The 18607-nt window shown below is 71.1% G+C and carries 14 protein-coding genes; 7 read left to right on the plus strand and 7 right to left on the minus strand.

Annotated features, from left to right (window positions below):
* Nucleotides 1-98 precede the first annotated feature (98 nt).
* The 5 genes from BG482_RS09235 to BG482_RS09255 form a co-directional block, all read right to left on the minus strand.
* Entirely contained in the window at nt 99-1055 is a 957-nt protein-coding gene (locus BG482_RS09235; RefSeq protein WP_069768411.1) for an alpha/beta fold hydrolase, read from the minus strand.
* The gene (locus BG482_RS09240) at nt 1052-1540 is read right to left on the minus strand and encodes a phage holin family protein (protein WP_069768412.1); all 489 of its coding nucleotides are present in this window, start codon (nt 1538-1540) and stop codon (nt 1052-1054) included. The genes BG482_RS09235 and BG482_RS09240 overlap by 4 nt, the downstream gene beginning before the upstream one ends.
* 59 nt (nt 1541-1599) lie before the next feature.
* Nucleotides 1600-3060: a Na+/H+ antiporter NhaA gene (nhaA, locus tag BG482_RS09245; protein WP_069768413.1), complete on the minus strand. Its 1461-nt coding sequence runs from the start codon at nt 3058-3060 to the stop codon at nt 1600-1602.
* A 349-nt stretch (nt 3061-3409) separates the two neighbouring features.
* Nucleotides 3410-5371, minus strand: a complete 1962-nt coding sequence (gene acs, locus BG482_RS09250) for an acetate--CoA ligase (RefSeq protein ID WP_069768414.1) — start codon at nt 5369-5371, stop codon at nt 3410-3412.
* Nucleotides 5372-5735: 364 nt separating this feature from the next.
* Nucleotides 5736-8591, minus strand: coding sequence for a SulP family inorganic anion transporter (locus tag BG482_RS09255; RefSeq protein WP_069768415.1), 2856 nt, complete (start codon nt 8589-8591; stop codon nt 5736-5738).
* A 337-nt stretch (nt 8592-8928) separates the two neighbouring features.
* Between BG482_RS09255 and BG482_RS09260 the strand changes: the two genes are divergently transcribed.
* The gene (locus BG482_RS09260; protein ID WP_069768416.1) at nt 8929-10206 is read left to right on the plus strand and encodes a hypothetical protein; all 1278 of its coding nucleotides are present in this window, start codon (nt 8929-8931) and stop codon (nt 10204-10206) included.
* 33 nt (nt 10207-10239) lie between these two features.
* On the opposite strand, the gene BG482_RS09265 is transcribed toward BG482_RS09260, so the two are convergent.
* Nucleotides 10240-11220 (minus strand): ATP-binding protein, encoded by a 981-nt coding sequence (locus tag BG482_RS09265; protein WP_069768497.1) that lies wholly within the window; start codon nt 11218-11220, stop codon nt 10240-10242.
* A 101-nt stretch (nt 11221-11321) separates the two neighbouring features.
* Between BG482_RS09265 and BG482_RS09270 the strand changes: the two genes are divergently transcribed.
* Nucleotides 11322-12146 carry a Fic family protein gene (locus tag BG482_RS09270; RefSeq protein ID WP_069768417.1) on the plus strand — a complete coding sequence of 275 codons (825 nt, stop codon included), beginning with the start codon at nt 11322-11324 and terminating at the stop codon, nt 12144-12146.
* Between the two features lie 486 nt (nt 12147-12632).
* Here the strand turns inward: BG482_RS09270 and BG482_RS09275 are convergent, their stop codons facing one another.
* The gene (locus BG482_RS09275; RefSeq protein ID WP_069768418.1) at nt 12633-13466 is read right to left on the minus strand and encodes an HAD family phosphatase; all 834 of its coding nucleotides are present in this window, start codon (nt 13464-13466) and stop codon (nt 12633-12635) included.
* Nucleotides 13467-14039: 573 nt separating this feature from the next.
* On the opposite strand from BG482_RS09275, the gene ssd reads away from it, so the two are divergent.
* From ssd to BG482_RS09300, 5 genes are all read left to right on the plus strand, one after another.
* Nucleotides 14040-15152, plus strand: a complete 1113-nt coding sequence (gene ssd, locus BG482_RS09280; RefSeq protein WP_069768419.1) for a septum site-determining protein Ssd — start codon at nt 14040-14042, stop codon at nt 15150-15152.
* Entirely contained in the window at nt 15149-16360 is a 1212-nt protein-coding gene (locus BG482_RS09285) for a TadA family conjugal transfer-associated ATPase (protein ID WP_069768420.1), read from the plus strand. Before ssd ends, BG482_RS09285 begins: the two co-directional genes overlap by 4 nt.
* A complete protein-coding gene (locus BG482_RS09290; protein ID WP_069768421.1) occupies nt 16353-17213 on the plus strand; it encodes a type II secretion system F family protein in 861 nt (286 codons plus the stop codon). The genes BG482_RS09285 and BG482_RS09290 overlap by 8 nt, the downstream gene beginning before the upstream one ends.
* Before the next feature lie 245 nt (nt 17214-17458).
* Complete coding sequence (locus BG482_RS09295) at nt 17459-18244, plus strand: type II secretion system F family protein (RefSeq protein WP_069768422.1); 786 nt, start codon at nt 17459-17461, stop codon at nt 18242-18244.
* A 130-nt stretch (nt 18245-18374) separates the two neighbouring features.
* Nucleotides 18375-18584, plus strand: coding sequence for a DUF4244 domain-containing protein (locus tag BG482_RS09300; RefSeq protein WP_069768423.1), 210 nt, complete (start codon nt 18375-18377; stop codon nt 18582-18584).
* Nucleotides 18585-18607 lie beyond the last annotated feature (23 nt).

Genomic DNA, 18607 nt, shown 5'->3' on the forward strand with positions numbered 1-18607 from the left:
GATAACCTCCCCCGGGGCCGCCAATTGGCCTATGCGTCGGGCATTTGGCTGTTCGTAGTACAGACGTTCAGATCCGGATACCGGGCGCTGTCGATCTGTCACCGATCGGGTTCGGGATCCTTCAGCCAATTGACCAGTTCGGTGGAGAAAGCGACCGGATCCTCTTCGTGCGGGAAGTGACCGAGACCGTCGAACAGCCGCCAGCGGTAGGGCGCTTCGACGTACTCGCCGGAGCCCGCCGCGCTGCGGGTGCGCATCACCGGATCGAGGGAGCCGTGCAGATGCAGTGTGGGCACCCGCACCGGCCGCTTCATGCGCCGGTAGAACTGGACGCCGTCCGGACGGGCGAGGGAGCGCACCAGCCAGCGGTACGGCTCCACGGCGCAGTGCGCGGTGGAGGGGATGCACATCGCGCGCCGATAGGTCTCCACCGCCTCGTCGTCCGGGAGTGTCGGCCCGGACCAGTCCCGGATCAGCCGGCCCACGAGCTCACCGTCGTCGGCGGTCAGCCGGCGCTCGGGGATCCACGGCCGCTGGAACCCCCAGATGTGGGAACTCGCGGAGGTCTGCCGCACGTCGGCGAGCATCGCCGACCGCCAGTGCCGGGGATGAGGCATCGAGGCGACGGCGAGTCGGCGGACGAGCTTGGGGCGCATCACGGCCGCCGTCCACGCGAGGTAGCCGCCGAGGTCGTGGCCGACCAGTGCGGCGTCCGGTTCGCCCAGGGAGCGGATCACGCCCGTGATGTCGAGGGCGAGGTTGGCCGGGTCGTACCCGCGGGGCGTCCGGTCGCTGCCGCCCACGCCCCGCAGGTCCATCGCGACGGCCCTGAAGCCCGCGTCGGCCAGGGCCACCAGTTGGTGCCGCCAGGTCCACCAGAACTGCGGAAAGCCGTGGACGAGCATGACCAGCGGACCGTCGCCCATCTCCGCGATGTGGAAGCGCGCACCGTTCGCGGCGACCTCGCGGTGGGTGACCGGCGCGCCGAGGACGGCGTCCGGCCGTACGACCGAAGCGGGCTGGGCCGGAGGGGTGGTGCCGTCGGGGTCCGTCATGACGATGAGCGTGCCACAGCCTCGATGGCCTCCGGGACCCGGTCCTGGACGAGTTCGGGCCGCGGGTGCGGCCTGGCGTTCTGCAGGACGCCCGCCGACTCCTTCATGGACGCGGCGACCTTCTGCGGGCCCTTGCTCTTCTGCGCCTTCTTCGCGAAGACCACGCCGATCAGCACGAGGACGAGCGCGACCAGCACGTTCGCCGCGAAGGACAGCAGGAAGCAGATCGCGAGGTTCCAGTCGCTCCACGTCCGGATGCCGTACGCCAGGGCGAAGTTCAGCATCGGCAGCGAGAACACCAGCACCGCGCCGGCCACCGAGAAGGCCCCGCCGCTCACCGCACCTCGCTTGACGTCCTGCTTCAGCTGGGCCTTCGCCAGCGCGATCTCGTCGTGCACCAGCGCCGACAACTCGGTCGTCGCGGAGGCGAACAGCTGGCCGATGCTGCGTTCGGCGCCGACCGGGCTGCCGTCGGGTGCGCTCATCGCGTTCTCCCTCTCCTGCTGCTCTGTGTTTCTGACTTCTTTTGTACCGTCCCGTCAGATCATGCCGGACGGTCGTCGTCCTCGCCTGCCCCGCCCGGTACTTCGGCAAGCCCGTGGCGCGCGGCGTCGTCCTCGCGGGCGAGCCGACGGGTGATCTCCTCGGCGATCCGGCGGTGCTCCGCGGCCTTCCCGTCGTGGATGTCCGCCATGCGTAGGTGGTACGACGGGTCGTCCTGTTCATAGACGTCCGGGATGCCGTCGAGGTCCTCGTCGCGCTCCTCGTTCTCGCACATCCGGCGGTACTTGGCGTTGCGCAGCTTCAGCAGGACCGTCGCCAGGCTCGCGGCGATCAGCGATCCCAGCAGGACGGCGGCCTTGGCCTCGTCGGTCAGGACCGGGTCGCCCTCGAAGGCGAGCTCCCCGATCAGCAGCGAGACGGTGAAGCCGATGCCGGCCAGCGACGCGACGGCGAAGACGTCCGCCCAGGCGAGGTCCTCGCTGAGCGAGGCCCGGGTGAAACGGGCGGTCAGCCAGGTGCCGCCGAAGATGCCGACCGTCTTGCCGACGACGAGACCGAGGACGATGCCCAGCGTCTCCGGCCTGCCGAACACGTCCGCGAGGGCGTGGCCCGAGATCGTCACACCGGCGCTGAACAGGGCGAACAGCGGGACCGCGAGACCGGCGGAGAGCGGTCGCACGAGGTGCTCGATCCGCTCGCCGGGGGAGCGCTCCTCGTCCTCGCGCTTCGTGCAGCGCAGCATCAGGCCCATCGCGACACCGGCGATCGTGGCGTGTACACCGCTGTTGTACATCAGCGCCCAGATCACGAGTGCGAGCGGCAGGTAGACGTACCAGCCGCGCACGCCCTTGCGCAGCAGCACCCAGAACACGGCGAGCCCGGCGGCCGCGCCGGCCAGCGCCGCGAAGTCGATGGTGTCCGTGAAGAACACCGCGATGATCAGGATGGCGAACAGGTCGTCGACCACGGCGAGAGTGAGCAGGAATGCGCGCAGGGCACTCGGCAGGGATGTGCCGATGACGGCGAGCACGGCGAGGGCGAACGCGATGTCCGTGGCCGTGGGCACGGCCCAACCGGCCAGGGAACCGCTGCCGGTGAGGCTGGTGAGCGTGTAGACGAGCGCCGGGACGGCCATTCCGCACAGCGCGGCCACCACGGGGAGCGCGGCTGCCCGGGGGTCCTTGAGATCGCCGGCCACGAGCTCGCGCTTGAGTTCGATGCCGGCGACGAAGAAGAAGACGGCGAGCAGTCCGTCGGCCGCCCAGTGGGCGACGGACAGATGCAGCCCGAGGGCCTCGGGGCCAAGATGGAAGTCGCTGACGCTCTCGTAGCTGTCGTGCAGCGCCGGGACGTTCGCCCAGACCAGCGCGGTGACGGCGGCGACGAGGAGCAGCACGCCGCCGACGGTCTCGGTGCGCAGCGCCTCCGCGACGTAGTTCCGTTCGGGGAGGGAGAGCCGTCCGAGGACGTTGCGGGGGTTCGGGGTGCGGGGCGCGGTCACGGCGGCGGCCTCCGGTCGGTGGGCAGGACAGAGCGACTTGCCGACCAGACTTCCCGGCGCACCTAGAACGTCACGTTGTTTTGTTTACTTTACCTAAAAGGCAGCCCGGGGGCATCGGGCGGCATCCGGCACCTCTCACGGTAGGTGCAAAAGGGACACCGCGCCGCTTCATGCCGCGCCGCGCTCTTCGGGCTCACCGCGGCTTCGTGCCGCGCCGTGGCTTCACGTGGGGGCGTCGTCCTTCGGCGGGGCTCGGCCCCCTGCGAGGGCCGGCCCCACAGGAGGCCGGGCTTCGGTGCCCGGCCCCCGGGTACTCAGTCCCGCTCAGTCCCGTTCGGTCCCGCTGGGGTCAGTCCTCGCTCGGGGACGCCGGCAGCTTCGCCTGGATGAGGTCCATGACCGTGGAGTCGGTCAGGGTCGTGACGTCACCCAGCTGACGGTTCTCCGCCACATCGCGCAGCAGCCGCCGCATGATCTTGCCGGATCGCGTCTTCGGCAGCTCGGCGACCGGCAGGATCCGCTTCGGTTTGGCGATCGGGCCGAGCGTGGCGCCGACGTGATTGCGCAGGTCGGCGACCAACTGCTCGTCCTCGGCGTTCGCCGTGCCGCGCAGGATGACGAAGGCGACGATGGCCTGCCCCGTCGTCTCGTCCGCCGCGCCCACGACAGCCGCCTCGGCGACGGACGGGTGCGACACGAGCGCCGACTCGACCTCCGTGGTGGAGATGTTGTGGCCCGACACGAGCATGACGTCGTCGACGCGCCCGAGGAGCCAGATGTCCCCGTCGTCGTCCTTCTTCGCGCCGTCGCCCGCGAAGTACTTGCCCTCGAAACGCGCCCAGTACGTGTCGAGGAACCGCTGGTCGTCGCCCCAGATGGTGCGCAGCATCGAGGGCCACGGCTCGGTGAGGACGAGATAGCCGCCGCCGCCGTCGGGCACCTCGTTCGCGTCGTCGTCGACGACGGTCGCGGAGATGCCGGGCAGCGGAGTCTGCGCGGAACCCGGCTTCGTCGCCGTCACGCCCGGCAGCGGCGAGATCATCATCGCGCCGGTCTCGGTCTGCCACCAGGTGTCCACGACGGGCGTCCGGTCGGCGCCGATGTGCTTGCGGTACCAGATCCAGGCTTCGGGGTTGATCGGCTCGCCGACCGAGCCCAGCACGCGCAGGCTGCTGAGGTCGAACTTCGCGGGGATGTCGTCGCCCCACTTCATGAACGTGCGGATGGCGGTCGGCGCCGTGTACAGGATCGTGACCCCGTACTTCTGCACGATCTCCCAGAAGCGGCCCTGGTGCGGTGTGTCGGGCGTGCCCTCGTACATGACCTGCGTCGCGCCGTTCGCCAGCGGCCCGTAGACGATGTACGAGTGCCCGGTGACCCAGCCGACGTCGGCGGTGCACCAGTAGACGTCGGTCTCCGGCTTGAGGTCGAAGACCGCGTGGTGCGTGTACGCGGTCTGCGTGAGGTAGCCGCCGGAGGTGTGCAGGATGCCCTTCGGCTTCCCCGTGGTGCCGGAGGTGTACAGGATGAACAGCGGGTGCTCGGCCTCGAACGCCTCGGGCGTGTGCTCGGTCGACTGACGGTCCACCACGTCGTGCCACCACACGTCGCGGCCCTCGGTCCAGGCGACGTCCTGGCCGGTGCGCCGCACCACGAGTACATGCCGGACGTTGTCCACGCGCGTGAGCGCGTCGTCGACGGCCGGCTTCAGCGCGGACGGCTTGCCGCGCCGGTAACCACCGTCGGATGTGATGACGACCTTGGCGTCCGCGTCCTGGATGCGGGTGGCCAGCGCGTCGGCCGAGAAGCCGCCGAAGACGACGGAGTGCGCGGCGCCGATCCGCGCGCAGGCCAGCATCGCGATCGCCGTCTCCGGGATCATCGGCATGTAGACGGCAACCCGGTCGCCCTTGCGGACTCCCAGCTCCAGCAGCGCGTTCGCCGCCTTCGACACCTCGTCCTTGAGCTCGGCGTAGGTGAGGGCGCGGCTGTCACCCGGCTCGCCCTCGAAGTGGATGGCGACGCGCTCGCCGTGCCCGGCCTCCACATGGCGGTCGACGCAGTTGTAGGCGACGTTGAGTTCGCCGTCCTTGAACCACTTGGCGAACGGCGGGTTCGACCAGTCCAGCGTCTCCGTCGGCTCCTTGGCCCAGGCCAGTCGACGGGCCTGCTCGGCCCAGAAGCCGAGCCTGTCAGCCTTGGCCTGCTCGTACGCCTCCGCCGTGACGTTGGCGTGAGCCGCCAGGTCGGCGGGCGGCGTGAACCTGCGCTCTTCCTTGAGCAGGTTGGAAAGTGAGGGAGATTCGCTCATACGCCACTCTCCTCCCTCAGCAGGTTGGCCAGGCTCTCGTTGCTCACGACATCTCCCTTTCGAAGGGTGTCCGTGTCCGTTGTGTCCCAGGCCACAGCTCATCAGACCCAGGGGCCCGGTGACAAGGGCCGCCGGCAGATTGGTTTAGACCTCTGCGGGGTCCTGCTCCGCACTACTGGGTTCGGTTGCCGTTCGCCGGTCAGCCGTGGTCCGGCGTCCGGGGCCCGGCGTGCGCGTCCGGTGGTCATCCGTACCCACGGACGCCGGGCGAACGGAGTTCAGCCGGTGTGACGCCTTTCACCTCCCGTGACGACACCGGTGTGCCGCCTTCGCCCCGACACGGCGGGGCACACCGGCGCCGAGCTCAGGCGGACACCTCCACCATCCCTACGTGGTCGAACACCCCGCCGTCCCCGCCGCTCCCGCCCTCGCCGTCGCCGGTGGCCTCGGTGAGCAGATACGTCTGGGCCTCACCCACGTGGAAGTACAGTCCGTGCAGCTGCAGCACCCCGCTCCGCAGGGCCCGGGCCACCGACTCGTGTGCCCGCAGATGCTCCAACTGCTGGACCACGTTGGTCAGACAGAGCTGCTCGGCCTCGTCCGCGGGGGCGCGCCCGGCCAGCCGGGCTCGTGGCCGGTCGCCGTCGGCCGACCGCTCCAGACTCGGCAATCCGTGCCGCAGCCACCGTCTCAGCGGGGTCCGCGCCTCGCCGGGTTCGGCGTTGAGCAGGGCCTGCATGGCCCCGCACCCCGAATGCCCGCACACCGTGATCGACCGCACCTCCAGGATGTCCACCGCGTACTCGATCGCCGCCGCCACCGAGTCGTCCCCGCTCTCCTCGCCGGGCGGCGGCACGAGGTTGCCCACGTTGCGCACCACGAACAGGTCGCCAGGACCACTGGAGGTGATCATCGAGGTGACCAGCCGGGAGTCGGCGCAGGTGAGGAACAGCTGGGTGGGCCGTTGCCCCTCCCGGGCAAGCCGGGCGAGCTCACCCCGTACCAGCGGCGCCGTGTTGCGTTGGAACGCGCTGATGCCGCGTACCAGTTGATGCCCACTCGGTTCGAGAGCCCGGGTCGTCTCCGGGCGGGGCGCCGCGGACTCGCCGTGCCCGCTCGTCTCGGCGATCTCCCTGGTCTCCTTCCTTTGCGCCGGTTCTCCTGCACCGGACGCGGGCGGTGCCTCTGCCGCCCTGGACGCCGCTGCTGCGTCACCCGGGTGCGCCGGGTTCACTGGATTCACCGCGTTCGTCGTGCTTGCAAGGTCTGCGAGGCCTGCTGCCTGCGCACGGGTCGTTGTCGTTGTCGTTGCCGGTCCCGTCGAGCCCGATGTGCCTGACGTGTCCGACGTGTCCGACGTGTGGGTCGGATCAGCCGTCCCCTTGGCGCCCTTGGTGCCCGTGGTGCTTAGGGTGCCCGTCGGGCTCGTCGTGTCCGTCCGGTTCGCTGGAGCGGCGGCGTTCGGTGGGCGGGTGGTGGCTGTCGTCGCCTGTGGCACCTCGCACTGGTGGTTGCGCCATGGCGTCCAGGGACGACAGCGGCAGTCGGCGATCGGGACGTCGCCGGCGCGGGCGGGTTCGAGGCCCGGGGGAGCGGGCCACATGCCCCCGTCGGCCTGTGCGCTGTCGCCTGCTCCCGGCCCGATGTCGGGTGTGGGGTCGAGTCCTGTGCGGGGGCGTCTGCCGGTCAGCTCGGCCGTACCGCCCTGCGCGGTGTGGGCCTTCTGCCAGTCCTGCAGGGCCTCGTAGGCCGCGTGATCCATGAAGGATCCGTCCAACTCGACGACGGCGTGCGTGTGTTGAGGCACGAGGTGCAGGGTGCGGCTGAGCCGTGGCACGGCGAGGAACGTCAACTGGCCTCTCACATGGACGTGATGGACTCCTTCCTTCTCGTGATGGGTGATGCGCGTGCGGGTGAGACGGTGGAGGGCGACGGCCACGGCGACGGCGACGCCGATGAGCACGCCTTCCAGGACTCCGAGGCACACCACGCCGATGGTGGTGACGGCGTACACCAGCACCTCTCGGTGGCGGGTCACCGTGCGAATGTGGTGCAGGGACACCATCTGGATGCCGACGGCCATCACCAGGGCGGCCAGTGAGGCGAGCGGGATGAGATCCAGGATCGGGACCATCAGCAGCGCGGCGACTACTACGAGAACGCCGTGCAGCATCGTGGAGTTCCGGCTCACGGCGCCGGCTTGCACATTCGCCGAACTACGCACGGCCACGCCCGCCACGGGCAGTCCGCCGAGCGCGCCGGAGACGATGTTGGCCGCGCCCTGGCCGAGCAGCTCGCGGTCCAGATCGCAGCGGCCGACCCGGGCGGCGCGAGAGCCGAGCATTCCGGGACGGGAGGCGATCAGTTTGTCCACGGCGACCGCGCCGAGCAGTGACTGCACACTGCACACCAGCGTGGTGGTGAGGACGGCGGCGGCGAGCCCGAGCACCGGCCCGTCGGGGGGGCCGGCCAGAGCGTGACTGCTCCACGACGGCAGGTCGACCTTGGGCACGGTGAGACCGGTGAGCGATGCGGTGGCGGTGGCGCCCGTGACGGCCACGAGCGCGGTGGGCACCTTGTGCAGCAGGCGGCCGACCCGGCCGGGGATGCGCGGCCAGAGCAGTAGCAGGGCCAGGGTCAGCAGGCTCACGGCGACGGCCGCGGGCTGCAGGCGGGCCAACTGGGCGGGCAGGGCGCGGAGGTTGTCGAGGACCGAACTCTGAGGCGTGCCACCGAGGACGATGTGCAGCTGGGCGACGGCGATGGTGATGCCGATGCCGGCGAGCATGCCGTGCACGATGGCGGGGCTGACGGCGAGGGCCGTGCGCGCCACGCGCAGGCAGCCGAGGCCCAGTTGAGCCAGCCCGGCCAGGACGGTGATGGCGCAGGTCGTCCGCCAGCCGTAGCGGTGGATGAGGTCGGCGGTGACGACGGTCAGCCCTGCCGCGGGTCCGCTGACCTGGAGCGGCGAGCCGCCGACGCGACCGGCGACGATCCCGCCCACGGCGGCGGCGACGAGGCCCGCCTGGAGGGGCGCGCCGGTGGCGAGGGCGATACCCAGGGACAGGGGCAGCGCGATCAGGAAGACGGCGATCGAGGCGGACACGTCGGCGCTATCGATGCGGAAGCGGCGGCGCGGGGTCGGTGGGGGGCTGTGGGACTGGTGGACGCCGTCGGTGTGCGTCGGGTGGGCAGTGCGGGTGGGGACGCAGGCGGACATGTTCCCGTCTCCTCCGGGGCAGCGCGGTCGCGGAACAGGTGGTCCCCCGGCTGTGGCGGGGGCGGTCGCGGCCGTGGGTCACGGCGTGCAGCGGCGGGATGAAAAAATCAACGCTCGGTAAACGAATCGTAATGCAGAGTAAAGGCCAAGCATGGATGTTTCTGGCAAATAGGGCAAAGGATCACCCTCAAGAGTGAAGTGGTCTTTTTGTCGGCTTGTCGTATTAATTCCCTCCCGGTCGTCATGCGACCTTGACCGCGCTGCCGGCTCGCCCGGCGCGTCACCAGAGAACGCCCTCGTCGGCGTTGGCCGAGAGAAGGAAGAAGGTGGGCGGAAGATGGCCGCCACCCAGAGGATCGCCGTCGGCACCGCGGTCGCCGCGGCGGTCGCCGTGTCACTCGCCGGTTGTGGGACGGGACCCCACGATTCCCACGGTTCCGCGGAAGGCGCGTCGGGCGCGCGGAAGGCGAAGCCGGCCCCGGCGCCCAAGAGCGTCGTCCGCCTGATCGGCGACGGCTCCACGGCGTACACCGGAGCGCAACCACACCTGCCGCGGCCCGAGCGGCTGAAGCCGGGCCAGAAGCCACCGCAGTTCGTGGTCTTCTCGTGGGACGGCGCGGGTGAGGACAGTCAGAAGCTCTTCTCCCACTTCCGCAAGGTGTCCAAGGCCAACAACGCGACGATGACCTACTTCCTCAGCGGCGTGTACATGCTGCCGCGGGAGAAGGGGGAGCTCTACCGACCGCCGCAGCACTCGCGCGGCAGCTCCGACATCGGCTTCAACGACGAGCGCGGCGTCGCCGACACCGTGAAGCAACTGCGTCTGGCGTGGCTGGAAGGCAACGAGATCGGAACCCACTTCAACGGCCACTTCTGCGGGAAGACCGGGGTGGGCGCGTGGTCGGTGGAGGAGTGGAAGGACGAGATCGCCCAGGCCAAGCAGTTCGTGAAGACCTGGAAGACGAACACGGGCCTGAACAAGGCGGCTCCGCTGCCCTTCGACTACGACAAAGAGCTCGTGGGGGCCCGCACCCCCTGCCTGGAGGGCCAGAAGAACTTCATGGAGGCCGCCCGCGAACTGGGCTTCCGCTACGACACCAGCGGCGTCGACAACCAGGTCTGGCCCGCCAGGAAGCAGGGCCTTTGGGACCTGTCGATGCAGCTCGTGCCCTTCCCCGGGCACAAGTACGAACAGCTCACCATGGACTACAACTTCATGGTCAACCAGTCCGGGACCGCCACCCAGGGGGACCCCGACAAGTTCGCGTTCTGGGGCGACCAGATGCGTGACGGTCTGCTCAAGGGATTCCACCGGGCCTATGACGGCAACCGTGCGCCGCTGATCATCGGCAACCACTTCGAGTCCTGGAACGGCGGCACCTACATGCGCGCCGTCGAGGAGGTCGTCGAGAACGTCTGCAACAAGCCCGACGTCCGCTGTGTCTCCTTCCGGCAGCTGGCGGACTGGCTGGACGCCCAGGACCCGAAGACGTTGGCGAAGCTGCGCACACTGGACGTCGGGGAAGCCCCGAAGCAGGGCTGGGCCTCCTTCCTGGCCGGCGGCCCGGCCCCGGCCCCGAAGGGCGTGCCCGGAGCGCCGGCGGTCAGGCAGTAGCCGCAGACGGGCACGACGACGGCGGCCCGGCCGTCACACGGAGGCCGTGACGCCCTCTCCGAGGACGAACCCGGGGTCGACCTGCGCCGCCAGGTCGGCCCCGGTGCGTTCGTTGCCCCAGGACTCGGCGTTCTTCAGGTGGAAGTGGATCATCTGCCGTGTGTAGCGCTCCCAGTCGCGCCTGCCGTACGCCGAGTCGACGGTGGTCTGCAGCAGGCCCAGGGCTTGCCGGTTGGCGTTCTCCAGGAGCTCGAACCGGGGCGGCCGGCCCTTCTCCATGGCGCGTACCCAGTCCGAGTGCCCGACCGTGGCGAGCAGGTCCTCCCCGACCTCGGCGCGCAGGAAGTCGAGGTCGTCCGGGCCCTGCACCTTGTTGCCGACGACCTTCAGCTCGACGCCGAAGTCGCGGGCGTACTCCTTGTACTGCCGATAGACGGAGACCCCCTTCCGGGTCGGCTCGGCGACGAGGAACGTCACGTCGAAGCGGGTGAACATGCCGGAGGCGAAGGAGTCCGAGCCGGCGGTCATGTCGACCACGACGTACTCGTCGCGCCCGTCCACCAGGTGGTTCAGGCACAGCTCCACCGCTCCCGTCTTGGAGTGGTAGCAGGAGACCCCCAGGTCGGCGTCCGTGAAGGGGCCCGTGACCATCAAACGGACGGCGCTCCCGTCGAGTTCCACCGATCGGGCGCACGCGTCGTACACCGGGTTGTTCTCGCGCACCCGCAGCAGCCGGGAGCCCTCGCCGGGCGGCGTGGTCTTGATCATCGTCTTGGCGGAGGGGATGCGGGGGTTGGAGCCGCGCAGGTAGTCCTTGATCAGCGGCAGTCGATCGCCCATCGCGGGCAGCGTCGCCGCCTCAGCCTCGTCGAGGCCGAGGGCAGGGCCCAGATGCTGGTTGATGTCCGCGTCGACCGCGATCACTGGTGCGCCACAGGCGGCGAGGTGGCGGATGAACAGGGAAGACAGGGTGGTCTTGCCGCTGCCGCCCTTCCCGACGAAAGCAATTTTCATGTTCACCAAGCGTAGTGCTCAGGTAGCTGTATGTGACAGGTGTGCGTGAAGAAGACCACTCCTTCGTGGGGTGCGGGGGTGGGTTGCGTACTGTCGTACTCATGAGTACGAAAGGCGCGTCCGCCGATCCGCTTGCGGCCCTGGGCTCGCTGCCCGGTGTGGCCGAGTCCGTGGAGTCCGTGCGCAAGGCCGTGGACCGGGTCTACGGGCACCGGGTCATGCGTCGCCGCAGCAACGCGATCACCTCCGAGGCGGCCCTGCGCGGTGCGCGGGGTACGGCGGCGCTGTCCGGGGCGGACTGGGCGCTGGAGGAGGTGCGCCGGCGCAGCGACTTCGGTGTCGACGGCGAGGCGCGGGTCATGGGAGCCGCGCTCCGGCTGACCGCGGAGGCGGGCCAGTTGCTGTCCATCTGGAGGCAGTCGCCGCTGCGGGTGCTGGCGCGGCTGCACCTGGTGGCCGCGGCGAGCGACGGCGACGAGGTCGGACGTCCGCGGCAGGCGGGCGAGGCCGTCGACGAGCCTCTGATCGAGCTGCCGTTGCCGAGTGCCGACGAGGTCGCAGGCCGCCTGGAGGGGCTGTCGGAGCTGATCATCGCGGGCGGGTCCGCTCCCGCTCTGGTGACGGCCGCCGTCGTCCACGGCGAGCTCCTGGCGCTGCGGCCCTTCACCTCGCATAACGGTCTGGTGGCGAGGGCCGCCGAACGCATCGTCCTGATCGGCAGCGGTCTGGACCCCAAGTCGGTGTGCCCGGCGGAGGTGGGCCACGCCGAGTTGGGGCGGGCAGCCTACGTGGCTGCTCTGGACGGTTATGCGTCCGGGACCCCGGACGGCATGGCGACGTGGATCGCCCACTGCGGCAGGGCTGTCGAACTCGGCGCCCGGGAGTCGACGGCGGTGTGCGAGGCGCTGCAGCGCGGCGCGGCGTAGCGGCCACACGCGTGTGGCGGCCACGCCGCCGTGTGGAGCGCCGACGCTCCAGGGGGCGGCGACCCGAAAAAGGCCCCGCGCGGGGGCCGGTGAAAGTGTTGGCGGGTGTTGGCGTTCGAAAAGGGTTGCGGCGGTACGAGTTCTCGTACCGCCGCTGGCATGCTCACCCGGTTACCAAGCGTCCTCGATGTATTGCCCATCAGGTCGGGAACTTCGCCCGTCACCTGGTGCGGCTGGCCCGTAATCGACGGGTCGACGTCGCGTGGGTGCCCGGTGGTCATGCGCGGTCCGTGGGGCCAAATGCGTTGTTAAGGGGATCCTCGCGGATGTCCTTGGTCTCGCGGGCCGTTAAGTCCTTTGTACTCCAGGACCCGGACAAGCGGAAGTGCCGGCAGCAGTTCTTTGCTTTTGCGTCCAAACGGGCTCTGAACGGGTGGTGCCGGAGTGATGTCGGACGGCGGCGAGGCGACCGCGTGCGCCGCTCCGTCAGACGGCCGCCGCCCGACGCCGATTCGCGTACCAGACGAGGCCCGCGGTGGCGGCCGCCGCTCCTATGGCCGCCGCCGCGACGAGTGCCGGGCGGGGCGGCACGGAGAACGAGGGGATCCGCTGCTTGAGGCGCACCGGCCGGTGGAAGTCGAGGATCGGCCACCCGCGCGCCACGGCCTCGCGGCGCAAGGCCCGGTCGGGGTTCACGGCGTGCGGATGCCCCACTTCCTGGAGCATCGGCAGGTCGGTCGCCGAGTCGCTGTAGGCGTAGCAGCGCGAGAGGTCGTAGCCCTCGGACTCGGCCAGCTCCCTGACGGCCTCCGCCTTCGTCGGGCCGTACGCGTAGTACCCCACCTCACCGGTGAAGCAGCCGTCCTCGCCCACGACCATGCGGGTGGCGACCACCCGGTCCGCGCCGAGCAGTTCCCCGATGGGCTCTACCACCTCGGCGCCGGACGTCGACACGATGACGACGTCGCGGCCGGCGGTGTGGTGTTCCTCGATCAGTGAGGCGGCCTCGTCGTAGATCAGCGGATCGATCAGGTCGTGAAGGGTCTCCGCGACGATCTCCTTCACCTGCTGGACGTTCCAGCCGCGTACGAGGGCGGACAGGTACTCCCGAGTCCGCTCCATCTGGTCGTGGTCCATACCGCCCACGAGGAACACGAACTGGGCATATGCGGTGCGCAAGGCCGCCCGGCGGTTGATCAGACCGCCTTGGTAGAAGGACTTGCCGAAGGTGAGCGTGCTCGACTTCGCAATGACCGTCTTGTCCAGGTCAAAGAAGGCCGCTGTGCGGGGCAGGGAGTGGTTTTCCACAACCAAGAGCATAGGGGCAGCCCATTCGGCGTAAGCTGGGCGCGTGGGTTTGCCTGAGAGGCCTCTCGGGTACACCATGGAAGTCACGGATCGTTCGCGACCGTGCTAACCCGGTCCGGCTCCTCCCCCCCCGAGTCGGCCGTGGAGACGACCCCCGCTCTCCCCCCCGGCGGGGGTCGTCGCATGTCCGGGTGCGTTTTCACGTTCTGTACGCGACCGACGCGTCGCACCGAGGCGGCCTCAGGCCGCCTCTTTCGCATGTTTGCCCACAGTCGCTCTGTGTAGTCGTCGGACTGCTCTGCGGAAGTCGCACACGAGATGGCGCACCCATCACCGGTATGGGTGACGACGATATTCACAAGTGCCCACTCGTCCACAGTTATCCACCAAGATCCACACGATTTCCGGGATCGCTGCACCGTGATTCCCAGACGCCGGCTCGTGCCGACTTCACATGGCCGGTTCCGTTTGCCGGGCGTCTGCGGCCGGTTTGTGTCGGCCGTTCATATGGAGACCGGACGCCGGTTCTCCACATGTTGGGGATTCGCGGGGCCGCGGTGACTGCGCGCCTCGCAACGAAGGGGGTTGGAAATCGTGACCGGAACCGTCACACAAGGTCTGCCGCCCACCGCCGGAGGGCGACCCGGCAAGCCACTGATCGTCACTGAGGACGTGGACCTCCTCGACGACCTGCTGCGCCTGTGCGCCGCGGCCGGCGCCACACCGGAAGTGCACCACTCGGTGCCTGAGCGTCGGGGCAGCTGGGAGACCGCACCGCTCGTCCTGGTCGGCGACGACGCGGCACGCCGCGTCCGCGGGGCCGTCCGCCGTCGCGGAGTGGTCCTCGTCGGACGCGACCAGGACGACTCGGGGGTGTGGCAACGCGCCGTCGAGATCGGCGCCGACCACGTCCTGATGCTGCCCGACGGCGAACAGTGGCTCGTCGACCGCATCGCCGACGTCGCCGAAGGCGTCGGACGGCCCGCCCTGACCGTCGGGGTGATCGGCGGCCGCGGCGGCGCCGGAGCGTCCACGCTCGCCTGCGCCCTCGCCGTCACCTCCGCGCGTGAGGGACTGCGCACGCTCCTGGTGGACGCCGATCCGCTCGGCGGCGGACTCGACGTACTGCTCGGCGGCGAAAGCGCCGAAGGTCTGCGCTGGCCCGCTTTCGCCGCCTCGCGCGGCCGGGTCGGCGGCGGCGCCCTGGAGGAGTCGCTGCCCCGGCTGCACTCGCTGCGGGTGCTCAGCTGGGACCGGGGCGACTGCGTCGCCATCGCACCCCAGGCTGTACGCGCGGTGCTCGCCGCGGCCCGGCGCCGTGGCGGCACGGTCGTCGTCGACCTGCCGCGCCGCATCGACGACGGGGTCGCCGAGGTCCTGGCCCAGCTCGACCTGGGGCTCCTCGTCGTCCCGGCCGAACTGCGCGCCGTCGCGGCGGGAGGCCGCGTGGCCTCAGCCGTCGGCATGGTGGTGCGCGACCTGCGGGTCGCGGTACGCGGCCCCTACGCACCCGGACTCGACGACAACGAGGTCGCCGGACTGCTTGGACTGCCACTCGCCGGCGAGGTGCCCGTCGAGTCGGGGCTGCTGCGTCCGAACGGCGGCAAGGCTCCGCCGGGCGCGAACGCGCGCGGGCCTCTCGCCCGCTTCTGCAAGGAGTTCTGGGAGCGGGCGCTGACCGAGGCGGGCGGCTCATGACCACGCAGCCCGGCCTCCGACGGGCGCGGAGCAGCACCGGGACGCTGCTCGACGGCGTACGGCAGTGGCTCGCCGAGAGCGGGGCCGAACCCACCCCCGCGCGCGTGGCGCAGGCACTGCGGGAACAAGGGCGGGTCCTCGGGGACGCGGAGGTCCTCGGCGCGGCCGAACAACTGCGGTCCGAGCTGATCGGCAGCGGCCCCCTGGAGCCACTGCTCGCAGACCCCTGGGTCACCGACGTGCTGGTGTCGGGCCCGGACCGGGTCTGGGTCGACCGGGGCGGGGGCCTGGAGCTGACCGGAGTCTCCTTCCCGGACGCGGCCGCCGTGCGCCGCCTCGCGCAGCGTCTGGCCGCGGTGGCCGGCCGGCGTCTCGACGATGCCCGGCCCTGGGTCGACGCCCGGCTGCCCGACGGAACACGACTGCACGCGGTGCTCCCCCCGGTCGCTGTCGGCTGCACCTGCCTGTCGCTGCGCGTCGTACGGCCTCGCGCCTTCACGCTCGACGAACTGGTGGCCGCGGGCACGGTGCCGCCCGGCGGCGACCGGGTACTGCGGGCTCTGGTGCGGGCGCGATTGTCCTTCCTGGTCAGCGGCGGCACCGGCAGCGGTAAGACGACCCTGCTGAGCGCGCTGCTCGGGCTGGTCGGGCCGGGGGAGCGGATCGTGCTCGCGGAGGACTCGGCGGAGCTGCGCCCGGATCACCCGCACGTGATCCGCCTGGAGACCAGACCCGCCAACCAGGAGGGAGCAGGGCTCGTCACGCTGGAGGACCTGGTGCGCCAGGCCCTGCGGATGCGGCCGGACCGGCTCGTCGTGGGCGAGGTGCGCGGCCCGGAGGTCGTCCATCTGCTCGCCGCGCTGAACACCGGCCATGAGGGCGGCTGCGGCACGGTTCACGCCAACGCAGCCGCGGACGTTCCCGCTCGACTGGAAGCACTCGGGACCGCGGCCGGGCTCGACCGGGCCGCGCTGCACAGCCAGTTGGCGGCAGCCCTGTCGGTGGTCCTGCACCTGGTGCGCGACCCGGCCGGGCGGCGGCGGATCGATGAGGTGCACGTGCTGGAGCGGGACCGGTCCGGGCTGGTGCGCACCGTGCCGGCGCTGCGATGGCGGGCGGACGCCTTCGTCCAGGAACGGGGATGGCAGCGGCTCGGCGAACTCCTGCGGAGCCACGAGAGCGAAGAGGGGGACGGTCGGGATGAGTGAGATGCCGATGGCGGCGGCCGTGGCCTTCGCCGGAGCGGCGGCCTGGCTGCTGGGCGGACCGCATTCCGGAGCAAGGCGCGCACGGTTGATGCTCGCCGGCGGCGAAACGGTCGGCAGCGGGCCCCCGTCGTGGGAGCAGCTGAACCTCGAGCTCCGACGACTGCGAGCGCGGTGGCGGCCCGAATGGTGGGCGCCGGTGGCCGGACTGGTCCTGGCCGTGCTGGGCGGCTCCGTGCTGCCGGTCGTCGCGGGGGCGGCCGGGGTGCCGCTGCTGCGCCGTGCGCGCCAAGCCGCGGACGCGCGGCGGACGCAGGAACGACGAGGGGACGCGGTCATCGCGCTCTGCGCGGCGCTGGCCGGGGAGGTCCTGGCCGGCCGGCAGCCCGGGGAGGCGTTGCAGCGGGCGGCGCGCGACTCCGCGGGGCTGGGCGCGGCGCAGCCGTCGGTGGTGGCGGCCGCCCGGTTCGGCGGAGACGTGCCGGACGCCCTCACGGTCGCGGCACGGCAGCCGGGGGCGGAAGGGCTGCTGGGGCTCGCGGCGTGCTGGCGTGTGGCCGTGGACCGCGGCGCGGGCCTGGCGGCCGGTCTCGACCGCCTGGAGGAGGCCCTGCGTGCCGAACGGGACCAACGAGCGGACCTGCGCGCCCAGTTGTCAGGCCCACGCGCCACGGTCGTGATGCTTGCCGGCCTGCCGGCCCTCGGCCTTCTGCTGGGGGCCACACTCGGCGCGGATCCCCTGCACGTCCTGCTGCACAGCGGAGCCGGGCTGGGCTGCCTGCTCATCGGCGGCGCGCTGGAAGCCGCGGGCGCGTGGTGGGCCCTGCGGATCGTGCGCAACGCGGAGGGGACGTGAGGGGCGCGAAGGGCGCGCGGTGGGCGGCACCGGCTACGGGTCGCACACGTCGGCCGGGCCGCCCGCACGGCCTGGCGGCAGTGCCGCGACCGGCGGATGTCCGGGACTGCTCCTCCGCGGAGGTGTCTACGAGTCCACGGAGGTATGTACGGCCGACATTGGGCCTCGGCGATGTGGAGTGGCGCGGTCGGTGCGGTCGATGCGGACGACGGCGACGCGGGGCGGACGGCATGGAGGGAGGCGGCATGAGTGCGGAAGTTGTCCACAGGCTGGGGGTGGCCGTGGGGGCCGTGACAGCCCTCTGGTGGCTGGGACGTCGGCTGGAGAGCGCACGAGGCGAACGCAAGGCGCGACGACGCGTGGCCGAGGTGCTGGGCCCGGGACGCGGGGCGGACAGTCCGCCGCTCGTTACGCGGGAGGCCGTACTGCGGTGGCTTCCCGAGGTGTTGGTCGCGGCCGCCGGATGGCTGCTGTTCGGTGGCCTGACCGGCCTTGCCCCGGGGTTGGCGGCGGCGGCCGTACTGGGACGGTGGCGTCGTCGGCAGCTGGCGTCGGCAGCGGCGACCGATGCAGACGTCCGCAGCGCCGCCCGCCAACTCCCGCTCGCCGCTGACCTGCTGGCGGCATGCATCGCCGCCGGCGCAGGTCCGGTGGTCGCTGCGCAGGCCGTGGGGGAGGCCCTCGGCGGCCCCGTCGGGGAGGGGCTGGCGCGTGGTGCCGCCGAGGTCCGGCTGGGCGGTGAACCGGCTACCGCATGGAGGAAGTTGGCCTCGATGCCGGGAGCGGCACCCCTGGCGGGGCTGCTGGAACGGGCCGACGTCTCCGGTCTGCCTGCGGCCGGACCGGTTGCCCGACTCGCCGCCGACACCCGCGCCGAATGGGCACGTGCAGCTACGGCCAGGGCGCGGCGGGCGGCCGTCATGGTCACCGCCCCGGTGGGGCTGTGCTTCCTGCCTGCCTTCATCGCGGTCGGCGTGCTGCCCGTCGTGATCGGGCTCGCGGGCGGGGTGATGGGAGGGGCTGGGCGATGACCGCGGGGTGAGCGACGCGACAAGAGCGCGATAGAGCGCCCTCGAGCGCTATGAGGCGCCATGGGGCGCGATGACGAATGAACGTCTCCAAGACCAGAGATCGACTGAACCGAACCTCACGGGGGTTGAAATGTACAAGGCGGTACGGGCGCGGCTGAGCGCTCTGATGTGCGGGGCGCGTACGGCGCGCAAGGACGCGGGAATGGTCACGTCCGAGTACGCGATGGGCATCGTGGCGGCCGTCGGCTTCGCGGTGCTCCTCCATCAGGTGGTGACGAGCGAGGGGGTCTCCGCTCAACTGACGTCCCTGGTACGGCAGGCACTCAGTGCGGGCGTGTGAGCGGGTGCCGGTGGGTGCGAGTG

The organism is Streptomyces sp. LUP30 (assembly GCF_001746365.1).
Classification (GTDB): domain Bacteria; phylum Actinomycetota; class Actinomycetes; order Streptomycetales; family Streptomycetaceae; genus Streptomyces.

Excerpts from the sequence above, each read along its gene's own strand:
- BG482_RS09235 (WP_069768411.1), bottom strand. The coding sequence starts at position 1,055 with ATGACGGACCCCGACGGCACCACCCCTCCGGCCCAGCCCGCTTCGGTC.
- BG482_RS09240 (WP_069768412.1), bottom strand. The coding sequence starts at position 1,540 with ATGAGCGCACCCGACGGCAGCCCGGTCGGCGCCGAACGCAGCATCGGC.
- acs (WP_069768414.1), bottom strand. The coding sequence starts at position 5,371 with ATGAGCGAATCTCCCTCACTTTCCAACCTGCTCAAGGAAGAGCGCAGG.
- BG482_RS09255 (WP_069768415.1), bottom strand. The coding sequence starts at position 8,591 with ATGTCCGCCTGCGTCCCCACCCGCACTGCCCACCCGACGCACACCGAC.
- BG482_RS09260 (WP_069768416.1), top strand. The coding sequence starts at position 8,929 with ATGGCCGCCACCCAGAGGATCGCCGTCGGCACCGCGGTCGCCGCGGCG.
- BG482_RS09265 (WP_069768497.1), bottom strand. The coding sequence starts at position 11,220 with ATGAAAATTGCTTTCGTCGGGAAGGGCGGCAGCGGCAAGACCACCCTG.
- BG482_RS09270 (WP_069768417.1), top strand. The coding sequence starts at position 11,322 with ATGAGTACGAAAGGCGCGTCCGCCGATCCGCTTGCGGCCCTGGGCTCG.
- BG482_RS09275 (WP_069768418.1), bottom strand. The coding sequence starts at position 13,466 with ATGCTCTTGGTTGTGGAAAACCACTCCCTGCCCCGCACAGCGGCCTTC.
- BG482_RS09285 (WP_069768420.1), top strand. The coding sequence starts at position 15,149 with ATGACCACGCAGCCCGGCCTCCGACGGGCGCGGAGCAGCACCGGGACG.
- BG482_RS09290 (WP_069768421.1), top strand. The coding sequence starts at position 16,353 with ATGAGTGAGATGCCGATGGCGGCGGCCGTGGCCTTCGCCGGAGCGGCG.
- BG482_RS09295 (WP_069768422.1), top strand. The coding sequence starts at position 17,459 with ATGAGTGCGGAAGTTGTCCACAGGCTGGGGGTGGCCGTGGGGGCCGTG.
- BG482_RS09300 (WP_069768423.1), top strand. The coding sequence starts at position 18,375 with ATGTACAAGGCGGTACGGGCGCGGCTGAGCGCTCTGATGTGCGGGGCG.